At 60.9% G+C, this 22343-nt stretch carries 22 protein-coding genes; 10 read left to right on the top strand and 12 right to left on the bottom strand.

What is annotated here, in order from left to right; translation table 11 throughout:
* Positions 1–59 precede the first annotated feature (59 nt).
* The 3 genes from ygfZ to BUA36_RS04680 are packed head-to-tail and all read left to right on the top strand — an operon-like array spanning position 60 to position 2099.
* Positions 60–1076 carry a CAF17-like 4Fe-4S cluster assembly/insertion protein YgfZ gene (ygfZ, locus tag BUA36_RS04690; protein ID WP_072781808.1) on the top strand — a complete coding sequence of 339 codons (1017 nt, stop codon included), beginning with the start codon at positions 60–62 and terminating at the stop codon, positions 1074–1076.
* A 1-nt stretch (position 1077) separates the two neighbouring features.
* Positions 1078–1365: a DUF4936 family protein gene (locus BUA36_RS04685; RefSeq protein WP_072781806.1), complete on the top strand. Its 288-nt coding sequence runs from the start codon at positions 1078–1080 to the stop codon at positions 1363–1365.
* On the top strand, positions 1356–2099 hold the full coding sequence (locus BUA36_RS04680; RefSeq protein WP_072781804.1) for an NRDE family protein: 744 nt from the start codon (positions 1356–1358) through the stop codon (positions 2097–2099). The genes BUA36_RS04685 and BUA36_RS04680 overlap by 10 nt, the downstream gene beginning before the upstream one ends.
* Here BUA36_RS04680 and BUA36_RS04675 read toward each other — a convergent pair.
* Positions 2054–3130 carry a hypothetical protein gene (locus BUA36_RS04675; RefSeq protein ID WP_072781802.1) on the bottom strand — a complete coding sequence of 359 codons (1077 nt, stop codon included), beginning with the start codon at positions 3128–3130 and terminating at the stop codon, positions 2054–2056. The two genes, BUA36_RS04680 and BUA36_RS04675, sit on opposite strands and share 46 nt — an antisense overlap.
* A 97-nt stretch (positions 3131–3227) precedes the next feature.
* On the opposite strand from BUA36_RS04675, the gene BUA36_RS04670 reads away from it, so the two are divergent.
* Both BUA36_RS04670 and BUA36_RS04665 read left to right on the top strand, forming a co-directional pair.
* A complete protein-coding gene (locus BUA36_RS04670; protein ID WP_072781800.1) occupies positions 3228–3596 on the top strand; it encodes a flagellar protein FlaG in 369 nt (122 codons plus the stop codon).
* A gap of 77 nt (positions 3597–3673) precedes the next feature.
* On the top strand, positions 3674–4162 hold the full coding sequence (locus BUA36_RS04665; protein WP_072781798.1) for a PEP-CTERM sorting domain-containing protein: 489 nt from the start codon (positions 3674–3676) through the stop codon (positions 4160–4162).
* A 1-nt stretch (position 4163) separates the two neighbouring features.
* Here BUA36_RS04665 and BUA36_RS04660 read toward each other — a convergent pair whose 3' ends face one another.
* The 7 genes from BUA36_RS04660 to BUA36_RS04630 are packed head-to-tail and all read right to left on the bottom strand — an operon-like array spanning position 4164 to position 10622.
* Complete coding sequence (locus tag BUA36_RS04660; RefSeq protein WP_072781796.1) at positions 4164–4577, bottom strand: GNAT family N-acetyltransferase; 414 nt, start codon at positions 4575–4577, stop codon at positions 4164–4166.
* The gene (locus BUA36_RS04655) at positions 4574–5485 is read right to left on the bottom strand and encodes an SDR family oxidoreductase (protein WP_072781794.1); all 912 of its coding nucleotides are present in this window, start codon (positions 5483–5485) and stop codon (positions 4574–4576) included. Before BUA36_RS04655 ends, BUA36_RS04660 begins: the two co-directional genes overlap by 4 nt.
* Positions 5486–5487: 2 nt before the next feature.
* On the bottom strand, positions 5488–6492 hold the full coding sequence (locus BUA36_RS04650; protein WP_072781792.1) for an NADP-dependent oxidoreductase: 1005 nt from the start codon (positions 6490–6492) through the stop codon (positions 5488–5490).
* Entirely contained in the window at positions 6489–7268 is a 780-nt protein-coding gene (locus BUA36_RS04645; protein ID WP_072781790.1) for an SDR family oxidoreductase, read from the bottom strand. Before BUA36_RS04645 ends, BUA36_RS04650 begins: the two co-directional genes overlap by 4 nt.
* A 13-nt stretch (positions 7269–7281) precedes the next feature.
* Positions 7282–7584, bottom strand: a complete 303-nt coding sequence (locus tag BUA36_RS04640) for a Dabb family protein (protein WP_072781788.1) — start codon at positions 7582–7584, stop codon at positions 7282–7284.
* A gap of 12 nt (positions 7585–7596) precedes the next feature.
* Positions 7597–9438 (bottom strand): acyl-CoA dehydrogenase, encoded by a 1842-nt coding sequence (locus BUA36_RS04635; protein ID WP_072781785.1) that lies wholly within the window; start codon positions 9436–9438, stop codon positions 7597–7599.
* Between the two features lie 5 nt (positions 9439–9443).
* On the bottom strand, positions 9444–10622 hold the full coding sequence (locus BUA36_RS04630; RefSeq protein ID WP_072781782.1) for an acetyl-CoA C-acyltransferase: 1179 nt from the start codon (positions 10620–10622) through the stop codon (positions 9444–9446).
* 203 nt (positions 10623–10825) lie between these two features.
* Between BUA36_RS04630 and BUA36_RS04625 the strand changes: the two genes are divergently transcribed.
* On the top strand, positions 10826–12520 hold the full coding sequence (locus BUA36_RS04625) for an MFS transporter (RefSeq protein WP_072781780.1): 1695 nt from the start codon (positions 10826–10828) through the stop codon (positions 12518–12520).
* A gap of 93 nt (positions 12521–12613) precedes the next feature.
* On the opposite strand, the gene BUA36_RS04620 is transcribed toward BUA36_RS04625, so the two are convergent.
* The 4 genes from BUA36_RS04620 to BUA36_RS04605 form a co-directional block, all read right to left on the bottom strand.
* The gene (locus BUA36_RS04620; protein WP_072781778.1) at positions 12614–13447 is read right to left on the bottom strand and encodes a transposase; all 834 of its coding nucleotides are present in this window, start codon (positions 13445–13447) and stop codon (positions 12614–12616) included.
* A gap of 185 nt (positions 13448–13632) precedes the next feature.
* Positions 13633–14286 (bottom strand): FxDxF family PEP-CTERM protein, encoded by a 654-nt coding sequence (locus tag BUA36_RS04615; RefSeq protein WP_072781776.1) that lies wholly within the window; start codon positions 14284–14286, stop codon positions 13633–13635.
* A gap of 181 nt (positions 14287–14467) precedes the next feature.
* Positions 14468–15106 (bottom strand): PEP-CTERM sorting domain-containing protein, encoded by a 639-nt coding sequence (locus tag BUA36_RS04610; protein ID WP_072781774.1) that lies wholly within the window; start codon positions 15104–15106, stop codon positions 14468–14470.
* Positions 15107–15265: 159 nt separating this feature from the next.
* The gene (locus tag BUA36_RS04605; protein WP_072781772.1) at positions 15266–17347 is read right to left on the bottom strand and encodes a 3-hydroxyacyl-CoA dehydrogenase NAD-binding domain-containing protein; all 2082 of its coding nucleotides are present in this window, start codon (positions 17345–17347) and stop codon (positions 15266–15268) included.
* Positions 17348–17680: 333 nt separating this feature from the next.
* Here BUA36_RS04605 and BUA36_RS04600 point away from each other — a divergent pair, with 333 nt between their 5' ends.
* From BUA36_RS04600 to BUA36_RS04585, 4 genes are read left to right on the top strand one after another with little or no spacing between them, the layout of a single operon-like run.
* Positions 17681–19378, top strand: coding sequence for a methyl-accepting chemotaxis protein (locus tag BUA36_RS04600; protein ID WP_072781769.1), 1698 nt, complete (start codon positions 17681–17683; stop codon positions 19376–19378).
* On the top strand, positions 19375–20193 hold the full coding sequence (locus BUA36_RS04595; RefSeq protein ID WP_072781767.1) for a CheR family methyltransferase: 819 nt from the start codon (positions 19375–19377) through the stop codon (positions 20191–20193). The genes BUA36_RS04600 and BUA36_RS04595 overlap by 4 nt, the downstream gene beginning before the upstream one ends.
* A gap of 12 nt (positions 20194–20205) precedes the next feature.
* On the top strand, positions 20206–20775 hold the full coding sequence (locus tag BUA36_RS04590; protein ID WP_084559990.1) for a chemotaxis protein CheD: 570 nt from the start codon (positions 20206–20208) through the stop codon (positions 20773–20775).
* Positions 20768–22294, top strand: coding sequence for a chemotaxis protein CheW (locus tag BUA36_RS04585; RefSeq protein ID WP_072781765.1), 1527 nt, complete (start codon positions 20768–20770; stop codon positions 22292–22294). The genes BUA36_RS04590 and BUA36_RS04585 overlap by 8 nt, the downstream gene beginning before the upstream one ends.
* Positions 22295–22343: the final 49 nt, after the last annotated feature.

The raw sequence follows: 22343 nt of genomic DNA, 5'->3' as shown, positions 1-22343 counted from the left end.
CGACATCACTATAATGAGCCCGTAATGATAATGCCTTCCCCGTCAAAATATTGAAAATTATGTCTTCTTGGAACGAACTTTTAGCGCAGCACGCGGCTCCGCTGACCACCGCACAACTGCAAGCCGGCTTTGTCGCCCCGATCACCGACCTGGGCCTGATCGCGCTGGACGGCGAGGAATCGGCCAGTTTCCTGCACAATCAGTTGACCAACGACGTTGAGCACCTGGGCCAGGGCGAAGTGCGCCTGGCCGGCTATTGCTCGCCGAAAGGCCGCCTGCTGGCCTCGTTCCTGATGTGGCGCAACGCAACTACTATCTTCCTGCAACTGCCGCGCGACATCCAGGCGCCCGTGCAAAAACGCCTGAGCATGTTTGTGCTGCGCTCCAAAACCAAGCTCAGCGACGCGACCGACGCCCCGGCCAACCAGTTGCTGCTGGGCCTGGGCGGCGCCAGCGCCAACACCTTGCTGGGCCAGTGGTTCAGCGCCCTGCCCGCCGCACCGTACACCAGGATCGATGCCGAGGCTGGCACCCTGATCCGCGTTGCCGACGCCTTCGGCGCGCCGCGCTACCAGTGGCTGATGTCCGCCGAAACCGCCGCCGCCGTGGTGCCGGTGCTGGCCGGCAAGCTGACCGTGGGTGCTGGCGATGCCTGGCGTCTGTCGGAAATCCATGCCGGCGTGCCGCAGATCGCCAAGGCGACGCAGGAACAGTTCGTTCCGCAGATGGTCAATTACGAGCTGCTGGGCGGCGTCAACTTCAAGAAAGGCTGCTACCCGGGCCAGGAAATCGTTGCGCGCAGCCAGTATCTGGGCAAGCTCAAACGCCGCACCACGCTGGTCAGCATCCCTGACGCCAACGCCGCCGCCGGCATGGAAGTGTTTGCCACCGCCGATCCCGAGCAGCCATGCGGCATGATCGTCAACGCTGCACCCAACGGCCAGGGCGGCATCGACGCGCTGGTGGAAATGAAGCTGGCCGCCATCGAAGCTGGCTCGGTCCGCCTCGGCTCGGCCGACGGCGTGGCGCTGACCTTCCTCGACATGCCGTACGTGCTGGAACCGCTCGATCTCTAGCATGGATCTGTACATCTACTACAAGGTCAAGGACGCGGACGCAGCGTCCTTGCAGGCAGCGGCCGCCGTCATGCAGGCGACGCTGGCGCAGCGCCATGGCGTTGCGGGCCAACTCAAACGCCGTCCAGAGACCAGGGACGGCGTGCAGACCTGGATGGAAGTCTACCCGTCCACGCCGGAAGGATTTGCGGCCGTGCTCGACAGCGCGGTGCACGAGGCCGGCTTGCTGGCCTGGATCGCCGGCCTGCGCCACACCGAAGTTTTTATGGATGTCGCCCCATGTGCCTGATTGTTTTTGCCTGGCAGGTCGTGCCTGCGGTACCGCTGATCGCCGCCGCCAACCGCGACGAATTCTACCAACGCGCCACCGCGCCGGCCGCGCCGTGGCCCGAACATCCACAGATTTTCGCGGGCCGCGATTTGCAGGCGGGCGGCAGCTGGATGGGAATTACCCAGCCGGGCGATGACGGCGGGCCATCGCGCTTTGCCGCCATCACCAACATCCGCGCGCCGTCCGAACACAAGGACCAGGCGCCATCGCGCGGCCAGCTGGTGGCTGACTACCTTGCGGGCAGCCTGTCGCCGCAGGAATATGTCGCCGCCATCCGCCCCACTGCCGACCAGTACAACGGTTTCAACCTGGTGCTGGGCGACCGCGATACGCTGATCTGGTATTCCAACAAGGGCGACAACGATGCGCGCAACGGCCAGCCGCTCGCACCCGGCGTCTACGGCCTGTCCAACGCCTTGCTGGATGCACCGTGGCCGAAAGTGCTGAAAACCAAAGCCCAGTTCGCCAGCCTGCTTTGCCTGGGCGCGCCGGATGAAGCCTTCTTTGAAATGCTGTCCGACACCGCACCGGCGCCGGATCTTCGTCTGCCAGAAACCGGCGTGCCGCGCGACCTGGAGCGCGTACTCTCGGCCGTCCGCATCGAAAGCCCGAGCTATGGCACGCGCACTTCCACCGTGGTCAAACTCTACAAGGACGCCCCGGCCACGCTGCACGAAATGCTGGTCCACTGAGCGGCCACGCGGCCCAGCAGGTCGCGGAACGCCTTGCGCTGCACATCGGTGAAGCTGCCCTTGGCGTTGGATACGTCAACAACCAGCAGCTCGCCGCCCGGCAGCTCCGCGCAATCCACACAAAGGTAAGGCAGGTTGAGGCGTTGCTGGATGGACGATAGCGCTGGCCGGTGCCGCCGCATGTCATCGCAAACGCAAGGCTCGCCATCGATCAGGACAACGCGGCGCAGTGCTTGCGCGCCATCACCGGCAGCGCTGGCAACGAAGAATTCCACACCCTCCGCTGCTGCCAGATAGGCGGCCAGTTGCGCCGGCGTCTCTATCCTGTACCAGCGCGTGTCACCCTTGGCTGGCCGCACGCTGACCGGCAACTGGGCGGCTGCAAGCCGGCCCAACGCGCTGCAATCCGCGCGCACCGCCAATGGCATCGCCACACCTGGCAGACCGCTCAGTGCAACCGGCGCCCGGTCCGGCGACAGCATACGGATCTGCTCGGGACGGCTGATTACCGGGCGCGGCCAGTTGCTGACGTAGTCCGCCAACAATGCCAGCAGCGGTTGATTTGCCTCCGTGCTGGCCACCGCAACCAGCATGATGTCATGCGCGGGCACCTGTTCCGGGAACGCCTCATCCGCGCGCAGATACAGCAACTCCAGCTTGACGTCGCTGTCCTGTAGCAGAAATTCAACCGGCGTGTTGGCCTCCAGATCGCCCGGCCCCATCAGCGCCAGCAGTGTCAATCCGGGCTGCGGCCGCGCGGCGGGAATCGTATAGTGCGGCTGCAGCATGATGGCTTCCGCCTGCACGGCCAGCGCATCTTCATGCTCGCCCGTGAGATGCAAGACCGTGGAAAAATCCATGTAAGCGTGGGCGTCATTGGGGTAGGCTTGCGCGCGTTGCAACAACACCTGGCCGATCGATGCCAGGTCTTCGCCCGCATCGGCATGCCGCAGCAATGACGCCAGGCCCATCAGCGGGGCATCATGTTGCGCGATGGCATCTGCGAGCATCTCATGCATTTTTTGGGACATTTCGCTCAATTTTTCTTCAGACCTGCCGTTATCACCAGTAGCGGAGCATTCCGTTGCCTGCCGCGCCCCATGACACAGAAGAAGGAAATCAGCCACTATGGACACAAGCAGCATCAGCCGCCTGGACTTGCCATCCATCGCCACTGTGGCGACGGCGTCCACGCCTGCGTCCGGTAAAAATGGGGGCACGGATGCAACAAACGCTATTGTCGCGCCTAAAGACAGTGCTCAGCCCCGCGCACCGAGTAAAACTGAGTTAAAAAATTCCGTAGATGCAATTAATCACTTTCTGAAAGACAACAGCGAAGTGCATTTCAGCATCGATGAGGATAGCGGTCTGTCGGTCGTGAAAGTCATCGACAACGAGACCAAGAAAGTGCTGCAACAGTTCCCATCGGAACAGTCGCTGCAAATCGGCAAAAAGCTGGACAGCCTTAAAGGCTTGCTAATCAATAGCGAAGCTTGATTTAAAAAATGTTGTTATAAACAATTTCCTTCGTGATAGCATCTAATGAAATTTAGATAATTCACAAAGGGGAATGTATGAAAACCATGAAGATGCTGTTGGCAGGTGTTGCGCTCGCCGGTGTTACGGCTGTGAACGCCTATGCGGGTGTCATTACGGTTCCAGACACAGGGCTGAGCACCCAGTTTAACTGGAACGCCGGCATCGGCCCTGCCCTCGACAGTTTCAGCCTGACGGTGGCCGGCCCATCGAAAGTCAGCGTCACGCTCACCGACATGTTTATCGCCGGCGACGAATTTGCCCTGTCGCTCGATGGCAATGCCATCACCTGGAATACCAGCGGCTACGTCGGCAACTACTTCCAGGGCGTCGCCAGCAATGTCCTGCTGAGCGCAGGCACGCATAGCTTCGGCATTACCCTGACCAAGACCGCGCCAGGCTATACGGCGGGTACGGCATTGGCCACCTTCGGCGCAGTCACTGCAGTTCCTGAACCGGCAACCTACGGCATGCTGATCGCCGGCCTGGGCATGCTGGCCTACGCCGCACGCCGCAAAAAAGCCTGATTCAGAAGTTGCGCTGCATGTTGATGTGCGCGATACCCGCCTCATAAAACTCATCGCCATCCACGCTGAAGCCGTGCCGTTCGTAAAACGGTGCGGCATGCGTTTGCGCGCTCAGCGCCACCAGGGTATCGCCGCGCAACCTGGCCTGCTCCATCAACGCTTGCAGTAGCTGACCGCCGACGCCGGTGCCGCGCGCGGATTTGCGTACCGCCATGCGGCCGATGTGGCCATCCGGCAGCAGGCGGCCGGTACCCACCGGCGTTCCCTCGGCATCATAAACCACCGCGTGCAGGCAGACCGCATCCATGTGGTCCATTTCCAGCTCGGCCGGCACGTTCTGTTCTTCGACGAAAACTTCCGTGCGGATCAGTTTTGCATCCGCACTCAGCGTGCCCCAGTCTCCCAGTCTGATCATGCTTTTGCTCCTTTGATTTTCGCGCGCAGCATGTCCTTGAGTTGCGGCGCTGCGGCGTACGGGTCGGCGGGATTGGCGCCCGCCACAATATGCTCCATGCGCTCGCGCACACCGGCCAGCGCTTCGGGATGCGAGTAAATGTAAAAGCGGCCTTCCGCCACGGCGCGGAAGGTTTCCTCCGCCACCGCTTCGGCCGACACCTTGCCAGACGAGACGGCTTTATCCGTCATGGCCTGCGCCGCCAGCTGACTGGCCGTCGGCCCTGCCGTCATGCGCACATCTTCGGGACGATTACGGTGCGACTGGCTAATGCCGGTCGGGACAAAGTACGGGCACAGCACCGAGGCGCCGATGGGCGCGCCCACCAGTTGCAAGTCCTGATACAGCGTCTCGCTCAGCGACACCACCGCATGCTTGGAGACATTGTAGACCCCCATCGCCGGCGCATTCAGCAGGCCCGCCATCGATGCCGTATTGACGATATGACCTTCAAACGCGGGATCGCTCTCCGCTGCGGCCAGCATCAATTTGGTGAAAATGCGCACGCCGTGGATCACGCCCCAGACATTCACCCCCATCACCCATTCCCAGTCCGCCTCGGTGTTTTCCCAGATCAGGCCACCGGAGCCCACGCCAGCGTTGTTGAACAGCAGATGCACGGCGCCGAACTTGGCCACCGCCGCATCGGCCAGTGCCTGCACCTGCTCGCTCTTGCGCACGTCGCACAACTGCGCGATGACGCTGGCGCCCTGCGCGGTCAATTCATCGACCGCCGTTTGCAGCGCGTCGCGCTGTACATCGGCCAGCACCAGCTTCATGCCCTCACGTGCCGCCACGTTGGCGAATTGACGGCCCAAACCACTTGCACCGCCGGTGATGACGGCGACTTTGTCCCGGAATGTTTTCATTTTTAAATGAGCTTCACCAGTTGTTTGCCAAAATTACGCCCTTGCAGCAGGCCCATAAACGCTTCCGGCGCGGCGGCCAGGCCGTCCGCAACGGATTCGCGATACTTGATCTGACGGTTGGCGACCAGCACGGCCAGCTCCTGCAGGCCCTGCTGCCAGTACTCCATATGTTCAGTGATGATGAAACCGCGGATGGTCAGGCGGTTAATCAGCAGCACGCGCGAATTCTTGATCGGCATGTCGGCGCCGTTGTAGCCGGCGATCAGGCCGCACAGCGCGATGCGCGCAAACGCATTGGTGCGCGCCAGCGAGGCATCGAGGCAGGCGCCGCCGACGTTCTCGAAAATCGCATCGACGCCGTCCGGCGTGGCGGCCGCAAGATCGGCGTCCAGATTGCCAGCCTTGTAGTCGACGCAGGCATCAAAGCCCAGTTGATTGACCACGTAATCGCATTTCTCCGGTCCGCCCGCGATGCCCACCACGCGGCAGCCGCGCAGCCGCGCCAGCTGGCCGACCACGCTACCCACCGCACCGCTGGCGGCCGACACCACCACGGTTTCACCCGCAGCCGCTTCCATGATCTGGTTGAAGCCATACCATGCCGCCATGCCCGGCATGCCGACCACGCCAAGATAGGCCGACAATGGAATGCGCGTGGTATCGAGCTTGCGCAGCATGACGCCATCGGACACACCCATCTCGGCCCAGCCCAGCATGCCGTTGACGAAATCGCCGACCTGGTAAAACGCATCGCGCGACGCGAGCACTTCACCGACCGTGCCGCCGATCATGGTCTCGTCCAACGCCTGCGAAGCGGCGTAGCTGGCGGCCTTGCTCATGCGCCCGCGCATATACGGGTCCAGCGACAGGTAGTGATTACGGATCAGCACCTCGCCATCGGCCAGTGCCGGCACTGGCACGGTCTCGAGGCGGAAATTCTCCGGCGCGACCGCACCGCGCGGACGCGCCGCCAGTACGATGCGCTGGTAATGCTCAGGAATACTCATACTGCGGAAACGCCTCCGTCCACTGCCAGGATCTGGCCCGTGATATGTTTGCCCGCGTCCGACGCGAACAGCACCGCCGCGCCTTTGAGGTCTTCGTCATCGCCCAGGCGGTTCAGCGGCGCGTGCGCGGTGAGCTGGTCGCCCATTTGAGACAGCAGGCCCTTGGTCATTTTCGACGGGAAGAAGCCCGGCGCCAGCGCGTTGACGGTGATGCCATGGCGGCCCCACTCACCCGCCAGCGTGCGCGTGAAGTTGACCAGCGCGCCCTTGGAAGTATTGTAGGCGATGGTCTGCATCGTACCGGGTGGATTGCCGGCCAGGCCTGCAATCGAGGCGATGTTGATGATGCGGCCATAGCCGCGCGGGATCATCGAGCGCTTGCCCACCAGTTGCGACACCACGAAAATGCTGCGGATGTTGAGGTCCATGACCTTGTCCCAGGCGTCCACAGGATGGTCTTCCGCCGGCGCGCCCCAGCTGGCGCCTGCGTTGTTGATCAGGATATCGATGTGGCCGAGATGCGCAATGGCGTCATCCACCAGCTGCGCGGCCTGCTCGTCCTGCGATAGGTCGGCGGCAATCGCATGCGCGCTGATGCCGTGCTGCGACAGGTAGGCGACCGCTTCATCCAGGTCGGCCTGCTTGCGGGCCGAGACCACGATCTTCGCGCCCTGCTCGCCCAGCGCCAGCGCCATTTGCAGACCCAGGCCGCGCGAACCGCCGGTCACCAGTGCCGTCTTGCCTTGCAGGGAAAAGAGTTCTTGGGTAGTACGCATGGGATGTCTCCTTTTATATTTCGTAGTCCATGCACTGGCGCTGATCGCGCACCGCGCCGAAGAACGGCTTGATGGCGACGTGCTCAGGATGGTTCTGGTACGCGTCCAGCGCGGCCTTGCCGGTAAATTCGGAATACAGGATCACATCGTAGGTGGCTTCCAGGCCAGGCTGCGCCACCGCCGCTTCAAACTTCAGGATGCCAGGCACCAGATTGGCGCAGGCGTCCAGCATGGACTTCATTTTGGCGGCATTGGTGGCGCGGTCGGCGCCTTCGGCGTGGTCCTTCAGTTTCCACATCACGATGTGCTTGAGCATTGCTATTCCTTGTTAAAACCACGCATCCTTCATATCGAGCGTGGTGGTGTCTATGCTGGCCAGCAGTTCCAGCTGCGGGCCGACTTTCGGCAACTCCCACCGGAAGAAGTAACGGCAGGCTTGCAGCTTGCCGTGATAGAAGTCCGCATCGTTCGCACCGAGCGATGCCGCTGCCACCAGCGCCTGCTGCAGCCAGATCCACGCGACCACGATGTGGCCGCATGCTTCCAGATAGGTGCTGGCGTTGGCCAGCGTCTTGTTCATGTCGCCGACAGCATACAGCTTTTGCGTCACTTGCTCCAAGACCTGCCATGCCTGTTCCAGCGCATCGGCGTGCGACAGCAGGTCCTGGCCGATGCCGGCATAGCCCACCGGCGCCACGTCCGGCGCGCCGACGCTGCCACGCACCTTGCGGATGGTCTTGCGCACTTCGGCGGCAAACGCCTTGAACAGCGCGCCGTCCTGCATCGACACCTTGCGGCCCAGCAGATCCAGGCCGTGAATGCCGTGCGTGCCTTCATGGATGGCATTCAGGCGGTTATCGCGGTAGAACTGTTCGACGTTGTACTCGCGCGTATAGCCATAGCCGCCGTGGACCTGGATCGCCAGGCTGTTCGCTTCCACACACCATTGCGATGGCCAGGACTTGGTCATCGGTGTCAGGAATTCCAGCAGGCGGGCAGCATGTTCGCGCGCTTCCGGCGTTTCGGCGGTCTGCTGCTCGTCGACCAGCCGGGCGCTGTACATTACCAGGCCCAAACCGCCTTCCACATAGGCTTTCTGCGCGAGCAGCATGCGCCGCACATCGGTGTGTTCGATGATGGCCAGCTGCGGCTGCGCCGGATCCTTCTGCGCCGGATGGCGGCCCTGCGGGCGGTTGCGCGCGTAGTCCAGCGCATGCAGATACCCGGTGTAGCCCAGCACCGCAGCGCCCAGGCCCACGCCGATGCGCGCCTCGTTCATCATGTGGAACATATTGGCAAGGCCCTGATGCGGCTTGCCGACCAGGTAGCCGATGGCGCCGCCCTTCTCGCCGAAATTGAGCAGGCAGTTGGTGGTGCCGCGATTGCCCATCTTGTGATTGAGGCCAGCCAGCGCCACGTCATTGCGGTCACCCAGGCTACCGTCATCGTTGACCAGGAATTTCGGCACGATGAACAGCGAGATGCCCTTTACGCCGGGTATCAGCTTGCCGTCTTCACCGGGAATCTTGGCCAGCACCAGATGGACGATGTTTTCGGCCAGCTCGTGCTCCCCGGCAGAAATCCACATCTTGTTACCGGTCAGGCGATATTGATGCTCGCCGTCCGGCACCGCGCGGGTGATGATGTCCGACAGGCTGGAACCGGCCTGCGGCTCGGACAGGCACATGGTGCCAAAGTAGCGGCCTTCCAGCATCGGCGTAACGAAGCGCTGGATCTGCTCCGGCGTGCCGGTCTTGAGCAAGGTGTTGGCGTTGCTCATGGTGAGGAAGGTGTAGGCCGACGTGCTGACGTTGGCCGCGGTGAAGTACGCCGCGAGCGCCTTCTCCACCACCACCGGCAGCTGCATGCCGCCGCGTTCATAGTCATGGCCCGCCGCCATCAGGCCGGCGGCGGAAAAGGCCTGCAGTGCCGCCCTGACCTCGGGGATGATCTGCACTTTGCCGTCCACCACGTGCGGCTCGTTGCTGTCGGCTTTCTTGTTGTGCGGCGCGAACAGCTCGGTGGCGAGGCGTTCGGCGGTATCCAGTGCCGCATCGAAAGTCTCACGGTTGTGATCCTGGAAGCGGGTGCGCCGCGTCAGCGCCTCCGCATCCAGCCATTCATACAGCATGAAAGCGAGGTCGCGGCGCGACAAAATGGTCGAGTCCATGCGGCTTACACCACTTCGAACAGACCTGCCGCTCCCTGGCCGCCACCGATACACATGGTGACCACCACATATTTGACGCCACGGCGCTTGCCCTCGATCAGCGCGTGACCGACCAGGCGTGCGCCCGAGACGCCGTAAGGATGGCCGACCGCAATCGCGCCGCCGTTGACGTTCAGACGATCCATCGGGATGCCCAGCTTATCGGCGCAGTACAGCACCTGCACCGCAAACGCTTCGTTGAGCTCCCACAGGCCGATGTCTTCCACCTTCAGGCCCGCCTTTTTCAGCAGCTTGGGAATCGCGAACACCGGACCGATGCCCATTTCATCCGGTTCGCAACCCACGGCAGCGAAGCCGCGGAACACGCCCATTGGCGCAATGCCTTTGGCGGCAGCCGTCTGTGCGTTCATCACGATGGTCATGGCGCCGCCGTCCGAGAACTGGCTGGCGTTACCCGCCGTGATCACACCGCCCGGCAGTGCGGTGCGGATTTTCGAAACGCCTTCATACGTCGTATCAGCGCGAATGCCTTCGTCGGCCGAAATGGTGACTTCCTTCGACAGCAGCATGCCCGAGGCCTTGTCTGCCACGCCCATCACCGTAGTCATCGGCACGATCTCGGCGTCAAAGCGGCCGGCAGCCTGCGCGGCGGCCGCGCGCTGCTGGCTCTGCGCACCGTATTCATCCTGGCGTTCGCGGCTGATGTTGTAGCGCTTGGCGACAGTCTCCGCCGTCTGCAGCATCGGCCAGTAGATTTCCGGCTTGTGCTGCGACAGCCAGACTTCCTTGTACATATGCAGATTCATTTCCTGCGCCACGCAGGAAATCGACTCGACACCGCCAGCGGCGTAGATGTCCCCCTCGCCCGCGATGATGCGCTGGGACGCCGTGGCAATCGATTGCAGGCCCGAGGAGCAGAAACGGTTGATGGTCATGCCGGCAGTCGTCACCGGGCAGCCGGCGCGAATGGCGATCTGGCGCGCGATATTGCCGCCGTTGGCGCCTTCAGGGAAGGCGCAGCCGGCCAGCACGTCTTCCACTTCGCCCGCTTCAATGCCAGCGCGCTCGATCGCGGCCTGCAGCACGTGGCCGCCCAGCGTGGCGCCATGCGTCATGTTGAACGCGCCTTTCCAGGACTTGGCCAAACCCGTGCGGGCGGTAGAAACAATGACGGCATCGATCATGAAAGTCTCCTATGGAATGAGGTGTTATGCGGCCCAGAATAGCATATTTTTAGTACGGTCGTTCGCAAATATTTTTGTCAGTTTCGTGTAAGTTTCAAGCAAGCATGACGTAAGGTTCGGGGTACAGACTGGGATCAAGCTGACGAAGTTATAACTATCTCGGCTGGGGAAAAAATCCTAAAAAACTAAAGGAGACACACATCATGGCAAATACAGGAACCGCTGACGCGCGCACGCCTGGGCGCTCCAGCCCGATCACTGCCGAAGAGCGCAAGGTGATCTTTGCGTCCTCGCTGGGCACCGTGTTCGAATGGTATGACTTTTATCTGTACGGCTCGCTGGCGCCGATTATCGCCAAGCAGTTCTTCATCGGCGAACCGACTACCACCTTCATCTTTGCGCTGCTGGCGTTTGCTGCCGGCTTCATCGTGCGGCCATTTGGCGCGCTGGTGTTTGGCCGCCTGGGCGACATGATCGGCCGCAAATACACCTTCCTGATCACCATTCTGATCATGGGCGCCTCCACCTTCATTGTCGGCCTCTTGCCCGGCTATGCGGCCATCGGCATCGCGGCGCCAATTGTACTGGTCACCCTGCGGATTTTGCAGGGCCTGGCACTGGGCGGCGAATATGGCGGCGCAGCGACCTACGTGGCGGAGCACGCACCGCACGGCAAGCGCGGCGCCTTCACTTCGTGGATCCAGACCACCGCGACGCTGGGCCTGTTCCTGTCGCTGCTGGTGATCCTGGGCACCCGCACCGCGATCGGCGAAGAAGCCTTCAACGCCTGGGGCTGGCGCGTACCATTCCTGGTATCCGTGCTGCTGCTGGGGATATCGGTGTGGATCCGCCTGTCGATGAATGAATCGCCGGCCTTCGCCAAAATGAAAGCCGAAGGCAAAACCTCCAAGGCGCCGCTGAGCGAAGCGTTCGGCCAGTGGAAAAACCTGAAAGTCGTGATCCTGGCGCTGATCGGCCTGACCATGGGCCAGGCAGTGGTGTGGTACACCGGCCAGTTCTACGCCCTGTTCTTCATGACCCAGGTACTGAAGATCGACGGCGCCAACGCCAACATCATGACCGCGCTGTCGCTGGCGCTGGCGACGCCGTTCTTCATCTTCTTCGGCATGCTGTCCGACCGGATCGGCCGCAAATACATCATCCTGGGCGGCTGCGTGCTGGCTGCGGCCACCTACTTCCCGCTGTTCGGCGCCCTGACCCACTACGGCAATCCGCAGCTGGAAGCCGCGCTGAAAAATTCGCCAGTGGTGGTGGTAGCCGATCCGGCCTCGTGCCACTTCCAGTTCAACCCGACCAACACCAAGAAGTTCCCATCGTCGTGCGACATTGCCACCGGCATGCTGTCGAACGCCTCGGTGAACTACACCACGCAGGAAGCGCCAGCTGGCAGCGTGGCCAAGATCAAGGTCGGCGACAAGGAAATCAGCTCGTTCAACGCCGTCATGACGCCCGACGGCCTGAACTTCGACAAGCCATCGAAAGACGCTGAAGCCGCGCTGAAAAAAGAAGTCGGCGGCGCCATCAAGGCCGCTGGCTACCCAGCCAAGGCCGATGAGGCGCAGATCAACAAACCGATGGTGGTGCTGATCCTGTTCATCCTGGTGCTATATGTGACCATGGTGTACGGCCCGATCGCGGCGATGCTGGTCGAGATGTTCCCGACCCGCATCCGCTACACCTCGATGTCCCTGCCCTACCATATCGGCAACGGCTGGTTCGGCGGCCTGCTGCCGACCATTTCGTTCGCGCTGGTGGCCTTCAAGGGCGACATCTACTACGGCCTGTGGTATCCCATCATCATCGCCCTGGCCACCGTCGTGATTGGCGTACTGTTCATCGGCGAAACCAAAGACAACAATATCTACGCAGCGGACTAAAGCCTTTCCCGCCGCTCAGTTAAGCCGCCTTCGGGCGGCTTTTTTCATCCGGGGTCAGTTCTTGCAATCCAACACGACCTCATCAATAACGGCTTACTCTGCACGGTGGATGATGCGGCTGACGGTGGCGTAGGAGATGTGGAAATGCGCCGCTATCTGCGCCATCGTATATGCGGTGGACCGATAGGCTTGAACGATAGCCGTATCCCGATCCTGAAATTTTGCCTGATATTCGTCCAGCGAAAGCGCTAGTGCGCGCCGATGCACTCTCGTCACTTCGTTTAACGTGGTATCGAACTCTGTACAACGATGGCCGGCAATAAAAGCCTCGTCGCCAAGAAACAGTTGATGCCGAACGTTGTTGAAGGGGTTGCTCCCTCCGATCCCAGCGACGATAAAGCTGCGATAGGCCTGGATCGCCTCCAGACGAGTGGCTCCGAATGGCGCCAAAATCAAGTTGATTTGCATCCAGGGCGGTGATGCGTCCAGGCTCGTCACGAGATGGTAGCTACTCCAATGCCAATCATCCGGCAACCGCACCATTCCTGCGCGCACTGGATTCAGCACAACATAACGCGCAGCTTCGCGCAAATGCGCTTCCTTCTGAACCAGGATCGCCTTATATCTGCCCTGAAACAGGTGCCCAACCACTCGATGGCGACGATTGAAGTACTGGGAATAAATTCCATTTAACTGACGCATTCCGCGCGACAAATTCGCATCGCCAGTCTCTACCAGCAGATGGTAGTGATTCGTCATCTGGCAAAAGCCATGCACAGAAAAGTTGAAGCGCTCACAGGTCTTTTTTAGCACTTCTATCCAAAACAACCGGTCCGTGTCGTCACGATAGATAGCCTGCTGCCTGTCGCCGCGTGCGGTGACATGATACAGCGCGCCGGGAAACTCAAATCGTAATGGTCTGCTCATGAAGCAAACCGTACATCGGGAAGAAATCCGTCGTTCTGTGCAGTCTCAACAGACGAGCCCGTGTTGGATTGCAAGAACTGACCCCGGGAAAAAAAACCGCCTCGTGGAGAGGCGGCAAACTATTAACCCAAGGAGTTTCTACTACTGTTACTACTGCTGCTTGCTACTACTGCTCTACTGCTTGCTCAGTGCTGCTGACGGCGGCGCGCGAAGGCGCCAACCAAGGCGAGGCCGCCCAGCAGCATGGCGTAGGTTTCCGGTTCCGGAACCGCCGCCATGACACTTGACGTGCCAAACTCAACACGCAGGCCGGTCGGATTGCCGCCGTTCTGCGCCCAGTTGGTGACCACGAAGTCCAGCTTGTTGAGGCCGGACACAAATCCTGTACTTGCGCTGAAGCTGCTCCAGTCGGTAAAACCGCTCGCGCTACTGATGACCTGGTTGTTGAGTTTGACCACCACCGCATTGTCCGCCGCCAGGCGGCCCACGAACGAGGCGCTGGCGGCGTTGAAACCGCTCAGGTCAAACGACAGGGAATAGGTGTAGGTGCCCGCGCTCCCGGCGTCAAAGCTCTGGCCCTGGCTGCCGGTCGGCGTGATCCATTTGGAGCTGCTGCTGTTCGACAGCCACGGACCGATCGGCCACTGGCTGTCGTAGGTGATGACCGGTACGCTGTTGCCGATAGCAGTATCGCTGCTGGCTGCGCTCAGGCTGTAGTTGGTGTCGGCACTGCCGCTGGCGCCCAGGCCGGTGTTTTTCAGGCCGGTGATGCTGGCAGCGTGTGCAGCAGTCATGGCAGCGAATGCCAGTACGGCAGCGGTAATCAGGGGGCGTTTCATGGGAGCCTCTAAAAAATCGGTTAGTCGTTTCAGCCAGCATCGATGGGGATGCCTGGAGTTCCGACCCGTTTTTTAGGGCGTCGAAGGAGGTGCTTGTTGTGAAGAATTATATCGGGCTTTTCGCCGAAATGCTCACATGCCAATAAATTTTCTATACGGCATGTGAGCTTTTACCACACTTTTATTGTTGTTTGCGACGGCGCGCAATGGCGCCAACCAGCGCCAGACCACCCAGCAGCATGGCATAGGCTTCTGGTTCAGGTACGGCCGCCACGTTGGAGTTCAGGAACTCGACGCGCAGGCCGCTTGGATTGCCGCCATTCAGCGCGTAGTTGGTGACGGTAAATTCCAGCGTGTTGACGCCGGCCACAAAACCGCTGTGGGCCGAGAAATCGCTCCAGTTGGTGAAGCCGACCGCATTGCTCAACAGGCTAGTGGTATTCAATTTGACGGACACCGCGTTGTCCGCTGCGATGCGCGCATTGAACACTGCCGATGCGGCGTTGTAACCGGTCAGGTCGAACTGCAGCGTGTAGGTGTAAGTGCCATTGCTCCATGGGTCCAGGCTCTCGCCCTGGGTGCCGGTTGGCGTGATCCATTTCGAGGCGTCGGTGTTGGCCAGCCACGGGTTGATCGGCCACTGGCTGCCGTTGGTGATGGTCGGTACGGTGTTGCTGACACTGCTCGAACTCAGCGTGTAGTACGCGTCCGCCGTGCCGCTGATGCCTTCGCCGGTGTTGTGCAGGCCGTTGATGGAGGCAGCCTGAGCCGATGAGAAGCTGGCGATTGCCAGTGCGGCAGCGATGATGGTGTGCTTCATGAAAACCCCTGGATTTTTTAGTATGAATTCGGACGCCCACCACACTGCCAGCCGTTTCCTGGGCGCGGGAAAACAAAAACGGCCGGGGTCGATTATAGCGACGCCGGCCGAAAAGTGTGAGCACAAAATCAATTACTATGGTTTATTTGCAACGTTAGTTTATCCGTTGAAACCTTTCCCATCGGCAGCCAGCTTGCTCAGCAATGGCGCTGGCTTCCACGCCCCGCCCTGGTGTCCTTTGGCGTATTTGTTGATGGCCAACAGCACATTCGGCAAGCCAACCGTATCGGCGTAGAACATCGGTCCGCCACGGTACAGCGGGAAGCCATAGCCGGTCAGGTAGACCATGTCGATGTCCGACGCGCGCAGTGCAATGCCCTCTTCCAGGATCAGCGCGCCTTCGTTGACCAGCGAGTAGACCAGGCGCTCAACGATTTCCTCATCGCTGATCTTGCGGCGGGTGATGCCCAGGTCGGCCGAATGCTTGACGATCATGGCGTTGACGTCCTCGTTAGGATACGCCTTGCGGTCGCCCGCCTTGTAGTCGTACCAGCCAGCGCCGGTTTTCTGGCCATAGCGCCCCATTTCGCACAGCAGGTCGGCGGTTTTGGAATAGCTGATCTCTGGCTTCTCGACATAGCGGCGCTTGCGGATCGCCCAACCAATGTCGTTGCCGGCCAGGTCGCCCATGCGGAACGGCCCCATGGCAAAGCCGAATTTCTCGGCTGCTTTGTCGACCTGCTCCGGCAACGCGCCCTCTTCCAGCAGGAAACCAGCCTGGCGGCTGTACTGCTCGATCATGCGGTTGCCGATGAAGCCGTCGCACACGCCCGACACCACGCCGGTCTTCTTGAGTTTTTTGGACAGCGCCAGCGCGGTCGCCAGCACGTCCTTGCCGGTGGCCTTGCCACGCACGATTTCCAGCAGCTTCATGACATTGGCCGGCGAGAAGAAGTGCGTACCGATCACGTCCTGCGGGCGCTGGGTGAACGCGGCGATCTGGTCCACGTCCAGCGTCGAGGTGTTGGTGGCCAGGATCGCCCCCGGCTTCATCACTTCATCGAGCTTGCGGAACACGGCTTCCTTGACGCCCATTTCCTCAAACACGGCTTCCACCACGATGTCCGCCTGACCGATATCTTCGTAGGCCAGCGTGCTGCTCAGCAGGCCCATGCGCTGATCCAGTTTTTCCTGCGTCAGCTTGCCTTTTTTCAGCGTGTTTTCATAGTTCTTGCGAATCGTGGCGATACCCTTGTCCAGCGCTTCCTGCCGGGTTTCCAGCAGCTTGACGGGAATGCCGGCGTTCAGGAAGTTCATGGCAATCCCGCCGCCCATGGTGCCGGCGCCGATGATGGCCGCGCTCTTGATCGGACGCACTGGCGTATCGGCAGGCACATCCGGTACCTTGCTGGCCACGCGTTCGGCAAAGAAGGCATGGCGCAGCGCTTTCGATTCGGTGGTCTGAATCAGGTGCAGGAAGCGCTCGCGCTCGAACTTCATGCCGTCTTCAAATTTCATGGTGACGGACGCGGCCACGGTTTCCACGCACTCCAGCGGCGCCGGGAACGGACCGGCCATGGCCTTGACCGTGTTGCGCGAGAATTGCAGGAAGGCTTCGTGGTTCGGGTAGTCCACCTTGCGGTCGCGCACTTTCGGCAGCGGACGCACATCGGCAATCTTTTCAGCGAAGGCCACGGCCGACGTCAACAGGTCGGCATCGGCGGCAAAGATCTCGTCAAACAGGGCCGGCAGCTTTTCCGACGCGACCGGATTGCCCGAGACAATCATGTTCAATGCCGGTTCCAGGCCCAGCACGCGCGGCAGACGCTGCGTGCCGCCAGCGCCTGGCAGCAGGCCCAGCTTCACTTCCGGCAGCGCGATCTGCGCGCCCGGCATGGCGACACGGTAATGGCAGCCCAGCGACAGTTCCAGGCCGCCGCCCATGCACACGGTATGGATCGCCGCCACCACCGGCTTGGTCGAGCTTTCGGCGGTGGCAATGAAGGTATGCAGGCTGGGCTCGGCCAGCGCTTTGGGGGTATTGAATTCTTTGATGTCGGCGCCGCCCGAAAAGGCTTTGCCGGCGCCGGTGATGACGATGGCTTTGACCGCATCGTCCGCCAGCGCTTGCTGGATGCCCTTCACCGCCGCAGTCCGCGTTTCCAGGCCCATGCCGTTGACCGGCGGATTGTTCAGGGTAATGACGGCAACGGCACCGTGCACTTGATATTCAGCAGTCATGTCTCTTCCTTATGTTTTGGTTGAAATGGCAGGCTTGCTTACTATACCTTACAAAACGAACGACCGTGTTATTTTTTATGGTGAGCTCATGCTTTTGAATCCGGTGGTAACGCTTCGTAATGGCGCGAGTGATTTAAAAACCTGTCGTTTGCGGAGTACACTTCACCAAGATTCCTTATTGCTCAGCTTGCCCCAGATTTAAATACAGGAAATAATTAATCAACGCCACGCATATTCCCCGCCCCCGAATATCATATTAAATCTCACTAAATATCACACAGTATCAAAATACTTACGTATTTAGTATCTCCTTAATATCAAACAGGGACTCCCATGAACGCTCCTAGCCAGGTAATCCAGACGCAGGATGTAGAACTCCAAGCCATCCACGCGGCATTGAACCGCGTGCAAGCGGTCATTGAGTTTGATCTTGAAGGCATCATTTTGCACGCCAACGAAAACTTCCTGCGCGTGCTCGGCTACTCGCTGAGCGAAGTCCAGGGCCGCCATCATTCGATGTTCTGCGAGCCGGAATTTGCCGCCAGCCCAGCATACAAACAGTTCTGGATCCGTCTGGCCGCTGGGGAATACGAGCACGGCGAGTACAAGCGTGTGGCCAAGGACGGCCGCGAGATCTGGATCAACGCCTCCTACAATCCCGTGATGGATGCCGATGGCAAGCCCTACAAAATCATCAAGTTCGCCACTGACATCACCGCCAACCGCCTGCGCAACGCCGAGTATGAAGGCAAGGTCAGCGCCATCAGCAAAGCCCAGGCCGTCATCGAGTTCGACATGCAGGGCCACGTGCTCAACGCCAATGAAAATTTCCTCGATGTTATGGGATATTTTATGGACGACATCAAAGGCGAGCACCATCGCATGTTTGTCGACCCCGATTATGCGGCCAGTGCCGACTATAAACGTTTCTGGCAGAAACTGAATCGTGGCGAGTTTGATGCCGGACGCTATAAACGAATTGGCAATAATAAGAAAACGATATGGATTCAAGCCACGTATAATCCGATTATGGATTTAAATGGCAATCCATACAAAATAGTTAAATACGCAACTGATATTACCGCCCAGGTGGAACTGGAAGAATCCGTCACGGCCAAAGCCAAGGCCGACGGCGATAAAATCGCCCGCCTGCTGGACTCGGTGGAACGCGCGGCCAGCGGCGACCTGACCAGCAAAGTCACGATCGAAGGCGACGAGCCGCTGGATCACCTGGCCGAGGGCATCAGCAAGATGATTACCGACCTGCGCCGCGTCATCAGCGACGTCGTGATGTCGGCCAGCGGCCTGGCCGACGCCTCGACCACGATTGCCGAACGCTCCAACGGCGTGGCCGTGGGCACCCAGGCGCTGGGCGCCACCGTGGAAGAGATGAACGCCTCCATCGATGGCCTGACCAGCTCGATCAACACGATCGCCGGCAATACGTCGGACGCCGACGCCATGGCCAAGTCTACCCAGTACGAGGCGGAAGTGGGCGCCAAGGCCGTGGCCAAGTCGATCGAGGCCATGGACCTGATCAACCGTTCGTCGGAAGACATCGGCGAAATCGTCAAGGTTATCAGCGATATCGCCAACCAGACCAATATGCTGGCCTTCAACGCCGCGATTGAAGCAGCGCGCGCAGGCGAGCACGGCCTCGGCTTCTCGGTGGTCGCCGACGAAGTGCGCAAGCTGGCGGAACGCTCCTCGCAGGCGACCAAGGAGATTTCCAAGCTCATCAACGAGTCGGTCAAGCGCGTGTCGGCGGGCAGCGAGATTTCGCGCCAGGCCAGCGATGCGTTCGACAAGATCCTGGTTGGCGTGGTCAAGACCACCAATGCGATTTCCGATATTTCCAAGGCCACCAACGAGCAGCTGCTGACCGCGCGTGAAGTCAGCACTGCGGTGCAATATATCGCCGAGGAGGCCGAGAAATCGGCGGCCGCCTGCGACAGCATCGCCCGCTCGACGGAGGGCTTGAACCAGCGGGCCGGCGATCTGAATAAAACGGTGGCCGGCTTTACCGTATGACCATGGACGCCGGTATCACACCGGCAACGCTGTCCGCGCTCATCGCGCTGGTGCGCAAGCATACCGGCATCGCCATGACCGAGCGGAAAAGCGTGTTGCTGGAGCGGCGCTTGCGCCCGCGCGTTCAGGCGCTGAAACTGAACAGCTACCAGGCTTATCTGGACATGGTGGAGCAGGACCGGGCCGAGATACCGCATTTTATCGACCTGGTCACCACCAACGACACCCTGTTCTTCCGCACCCCGCAAGTGTGGGATTACGTGGAACAGGAGTTTTTGCCACAGTGGTGGCGCGAGCATCCGGGCAAGCGCCTCAAAGTGTGGTCTGCAGCAGCCTCGAGCGGTGAAGAGTTGTACTCGATGGCCATGCTGTGCGAAGAGTTTCAAGCCGCGCACCCCGGCTTCAGCTACCAGATCCACGCGACCGATATTTCGCGGCAGATCCTGGCGCTGGCGCGCGACGGCCAGTACACCGGCCGTTCGGTCGAGCGCATCCAGTCCTCGCATCCGGACTGGGTCAAGAAGTACTTCCGTCCCAGCGCCAATGGCCTGCGGGTGGTGGATGCACTGAAGAATAACGTGGAATTAGCCCAACATAATTTGCTAACGCCACTCAAGCCTGCCAAGCAGTTTGACCTGGTATTTTTGCGCAACGTGCTGATCTACTTCGATCAGGAACAGCAGCAAACCATCCTTCAGCAAGCGCGCCTGAGCATGGCAGCCCACTCAGTCATGATTGTGGGTGAATCCGAATCGATCTCTGGCCTCAACACCGCCTACCAGTTCGACCGGCCGATGATCTATCGAATGGAATAAAGGCGGTGTCCCATGCAAGCAACCATCCATACCAATCTGCCGTTTCTGGCGCCCCTGCCCTGGCCGGAGCTGGAGGCGCCCGAACGCGACAGCAGTGCGCCGCGCCCACCAGTCCAGGTCGGCATGGGCCAAATCAAGATCGCCAGCCGCACCGGCCAGTTGCAGGCGCTGCTGGGCTCGTGCGTGGGCATTGGCATCCTCTGGAAAAAGCGCGGCCGCTGCGGCCTGGCCCATTGCCTGCTGCCGGAGTGCCCGCAAGCGGCCGAGGAACTGGGTGCGCGCTATGTCAACCAGGCCGTGCCTTCGCTGCTGCGCCTGATGGGCGCCACCGAGGCGGATTACGCGGATATTGAAGTGGTGGTCGCCGGCGGCGCCACTATGCTCAACGCCTGCTCCAGCCGCCTGCAGATCGGCCAGCAGAATGCCGACGCAGCGCGCCATCACCTGCGCAAGTACGGCCTCAACGTGGCTTACTGCCGCGTTGGCGGCAAATGCGGCCGCACGATCACCATCGATTGCGCCACCTGCGACTACGCGGTGCAGGAAATTGTCACCACTACTTCGAAGGCCAACTATGCCTGATGCTTCCGCCACCTCCGTCACGGAGCTGTTTGGTTCTTTTGTGTTGGGCGAAGACGAATTCGCCCTGCCCGCGAGCTGCTTCCGCGAGGTGGTCAACTATCCGGACAAGATGACCACGCTGCCCTTGTCGCCCAAATTCCTGGAAGGGATCTTCACGCTGCGCGGCAGCGTGATCCCGGTGGTGAACCTGGGCCGCGTGTTTGACACCAGCGCGCGTTCGGCGCTACCGACCGACAAAATCGCCATCCTCGACTATCAGGGCGTGCTGGTCGGCATACTGTTCCACGCCACCGGCGAAATCCTGCGCGTGCGACCCGAGCAGCGCAGCACCCTCGCCTACAACGATGGCGACCAAGGCGGCGTGGTGGCCGGCACGATACTGCTCAACCACGGCGCGCGGCTGGTGCAGGTGCTGGACCCGGACGCGCTGATACGCATCGAAAACGTGCCGCAAGTGCTGGCGCTGCAATCCGCCGACCGCCTGGCGCGCCGCACGCACGGCGAGCGCCGCCAGTGCGTGAGCTTCTGCGTGGGCGGCTCGGCGTTTGCCTTCGAGATGAGCGCGATCCAGGAGATTATCCGCGTGCCCGAGCTGCAGGCCTCGGTGCTCAACAGCGCACTGTGCCTGGGCCGCATCAACTTCCGCGGCAGTCCGGTGGCGGTGGTGGACTTTGCCACGCTGCTCAACGCGGCGACGCCCTCTGTGGCGGGTGCCGAGCGCAGTTTCGGCGCCGACCAGCGCATCATCGTGGCGCGCATCGACGACGCCACCATCGGCTTCCTGGTCGACTCGGTCAACAACATCGTCAACTTCTACAGCGAAGAAGTGATGCCGATTCCGCTGCTGAGCAAGACCCGCACCGGCATGTTCGGCGGCTGCCTGTCCAAGCCGGACCTGGGCGACATCTTCTTCCTCGACCACCAGCAGATCTTCTCCAGCAACGAGATCAAGGAAATGCGCAACGGCCACGCCAACCTCTACCCCAAGGACGAGGAAGTGCTGAACAAGCTGCAGCGGCAGGACGCGCGCCGTGGCCAGCGCAAGGTCTACATCACCTTTGCGCTGGAAAACAGCTATGCGGTGGAGATCAAGCAGGTGCGCGAGATCATCGATTTCACCTCCGGCGAAATCACGCGCCCACCCGGCGTGCCGGCGTTCATGTACGGCATGCTCAATCTGCGCCAGCAAATGGTCAGCGTAGTGGACTTGCGCAGCCTGTATGGCATGGCGCCGCTGCAAGACACCTCGAAAGCCAAGATCCTTGTGGTGGACCGTGGCGATGAATGCTATGGGCTGATGGTGGATGCGGTCGAAAACATCATGACCATCGAGGACAGCCGCCGCTTTGGCGCGCCCAAGATGATGCGCAACCCGAACGCGCAGGGCGATCCGCGCACCGAGATGGATGAAGTCATCAACATCGACAACGACGACGGCAGCCAGATCACGCTCAGCGTGTTCCAGTGCGACCGCCTCATCGAACGCCTGTCGAGGGAGATGCCGGCGCTGGCGGCGTAAGGCGCGGTGGAGTACAGTAGCGCATACCGGCGGCTGCCGGTGCTGCCAA

Source organism: Duganella sacchari, from assembly GCF_900143065.1.
GTDB lineage: Bacteria > Pseudomonadota > Gammaproteobacteria > Burkholderiales > Burkholderiaceae_D > Rugamonas > Rugamonas sacchari.
The sequence above is the reverse complement of the archived record's forward strand: the minus strand, read 5'-3'. Positions and strand labels throughout refer to the sequence as shown.

Coding starts and splice junctions, on each gene's coding strand:
- BUA36_RS04630 (WP_072781782.1), bottom strand. CDS start 10,622: ATGATCGATGCCGTCATTGTTTCTACCGCCCGCACGGGTTTGGCCAAG.
- BUA36_RS04675 (WP_072781802.1), bottom strand. CDS start 3,130: ATGTCCCAAAAAATGCATGAGATGCTCGCAGATGCCATCGCGCAACAT.
- BUA36_RS04645 (WP_072781790.1), bottom strand. CDS start 7,268: ATGCGTACTACCCAAGAACTCTTTTCCCTGCAAGGCAAGACGGCACTG.
- BUA36_RS04685 (WP_072781806.1), top strand. CDS start 1,078: ATGGATCTGTACATCTACTACAAGGTCAAGGACGCGGACGCAGCGTCC.
- BUA36_RS04650 (WP_072781792.1), bottom strand. CDS start 6,492: ATGAGTATTCCTGAGCATTACCAGCGCATCGTACTGGCGGCGCGTCCG.
- BUA36_RS04660 (WP_072781796.1), bottom strand. CDS start 4,577: ATGATCAGACTGGGAGACTGGGGCACGCTGAGTGCGGATGCAAAACTG.
- BUA36_RS04590 (WP_084559990.1), top strand. CDS start 20,206: ATGCAAGCAACCATCCATACCAATCTGCCGTTTCTGGCGCCCCTGCCC.
- BUA36_RS04655 (WP_072781794.1), bottom strand. CDS start 5,485: ATGAAAACATTCCGGGACAAAGTCGCCGTCATCACCGGCGGTGCAAGT.
- BUA36_RS04620 (WP_072781778.1), bottom strand. CDS start 13,447: ATGAGCAGACCATTACGATTTGAGTTTCCCGGCGCGCTGTATCATGTC.
- BUA36_RS04585 (WP_072781765.1), top strand. CDS start 20,768: ATGCCTGATGCTTCCGCCACCTCCGTCACGGAGCTGTTTGGTTCTTTT.
- BUA36_RS04665 (WP_072781798.1), top strand. CDS start 3,674: ATGAAAACCATGAAGATGCTGTTGGCAGGTGTTGCGCTCGCCGGTGTT.
- BUA36_RS04640 (WP_072781788.1), bottom strand. CDS start 7,584: ATGCTCAAGCACATCGTGATGTGGAAACTGAAGGACCACGCCGAAGGC.
- BUA36_RS04605 (WP_072781772.1), bottom strand. CDS start 17,347: ATGACTGCTGAATATCAAGTGCACGGTGCCGTTGCCGTCATTACCCTG.
- BUA36_RS04610 (WP_072781774.1), bottom strand. CDS start 15,106: ATGAAGCACACCATCATCGCTGCCGCACTGGCAATCGCCAGCTTCTCA.
- BUA36_RS04595 (WP_072781767.1), top strand. CDS start 19,375: ATGACCATGGACGCCGGTATCACACCGGCAACGCTGTCCGCGCTCATC.
- BUA36_RS04625 (WP_072781780.1), top strand. CDS start 10,826: ATGGCAAATACAGGAACCGCTGACGCGCGCACGCCTGGGCGCTCCAGC.
- BUA36_RS04635 (WP_072781785.1), bottom strand. CDS start 9,438: ATGGACTCGACCATTTTGTCGCGCCGCGACCTCGCTTTCATGCTGTAT.
- BUA36_RS04600 (WP_072781769.1), top strand. CDS start 17,681: ATGAACGCTCCTAGCCAGGTAATCCAGACGCAGGATGTAGAACTCCAA.
- BUA36_RS04615 (WP_072781776.1), bottom strand. CDS start 14,286: ATGAAACGCCCCCTGATTACCGCTGCCGTACTGGCATTCGCTGCCATG.
- ygfZ (WP_072781808.1), top strand. CDS start 60: ATGTCTTCTTGGAACGAACTTTTAGCGCAGCACGCGGCTCCGCTGACC.
- BUA36_RS04680 (WP_072781804.1), top strand. CDS start 1,356: ATGTGCCTGATTGTTTTTGCCTGGCAGGTCGTGCCTGCGGTACCGCTG.
- BUA36_RS04670 (WP_072781800.1), top strand. CDS start 3,228: ATGGACACAAGCAGCATCAGCCGCCTGGACTTGCCATCCATCGCCACT.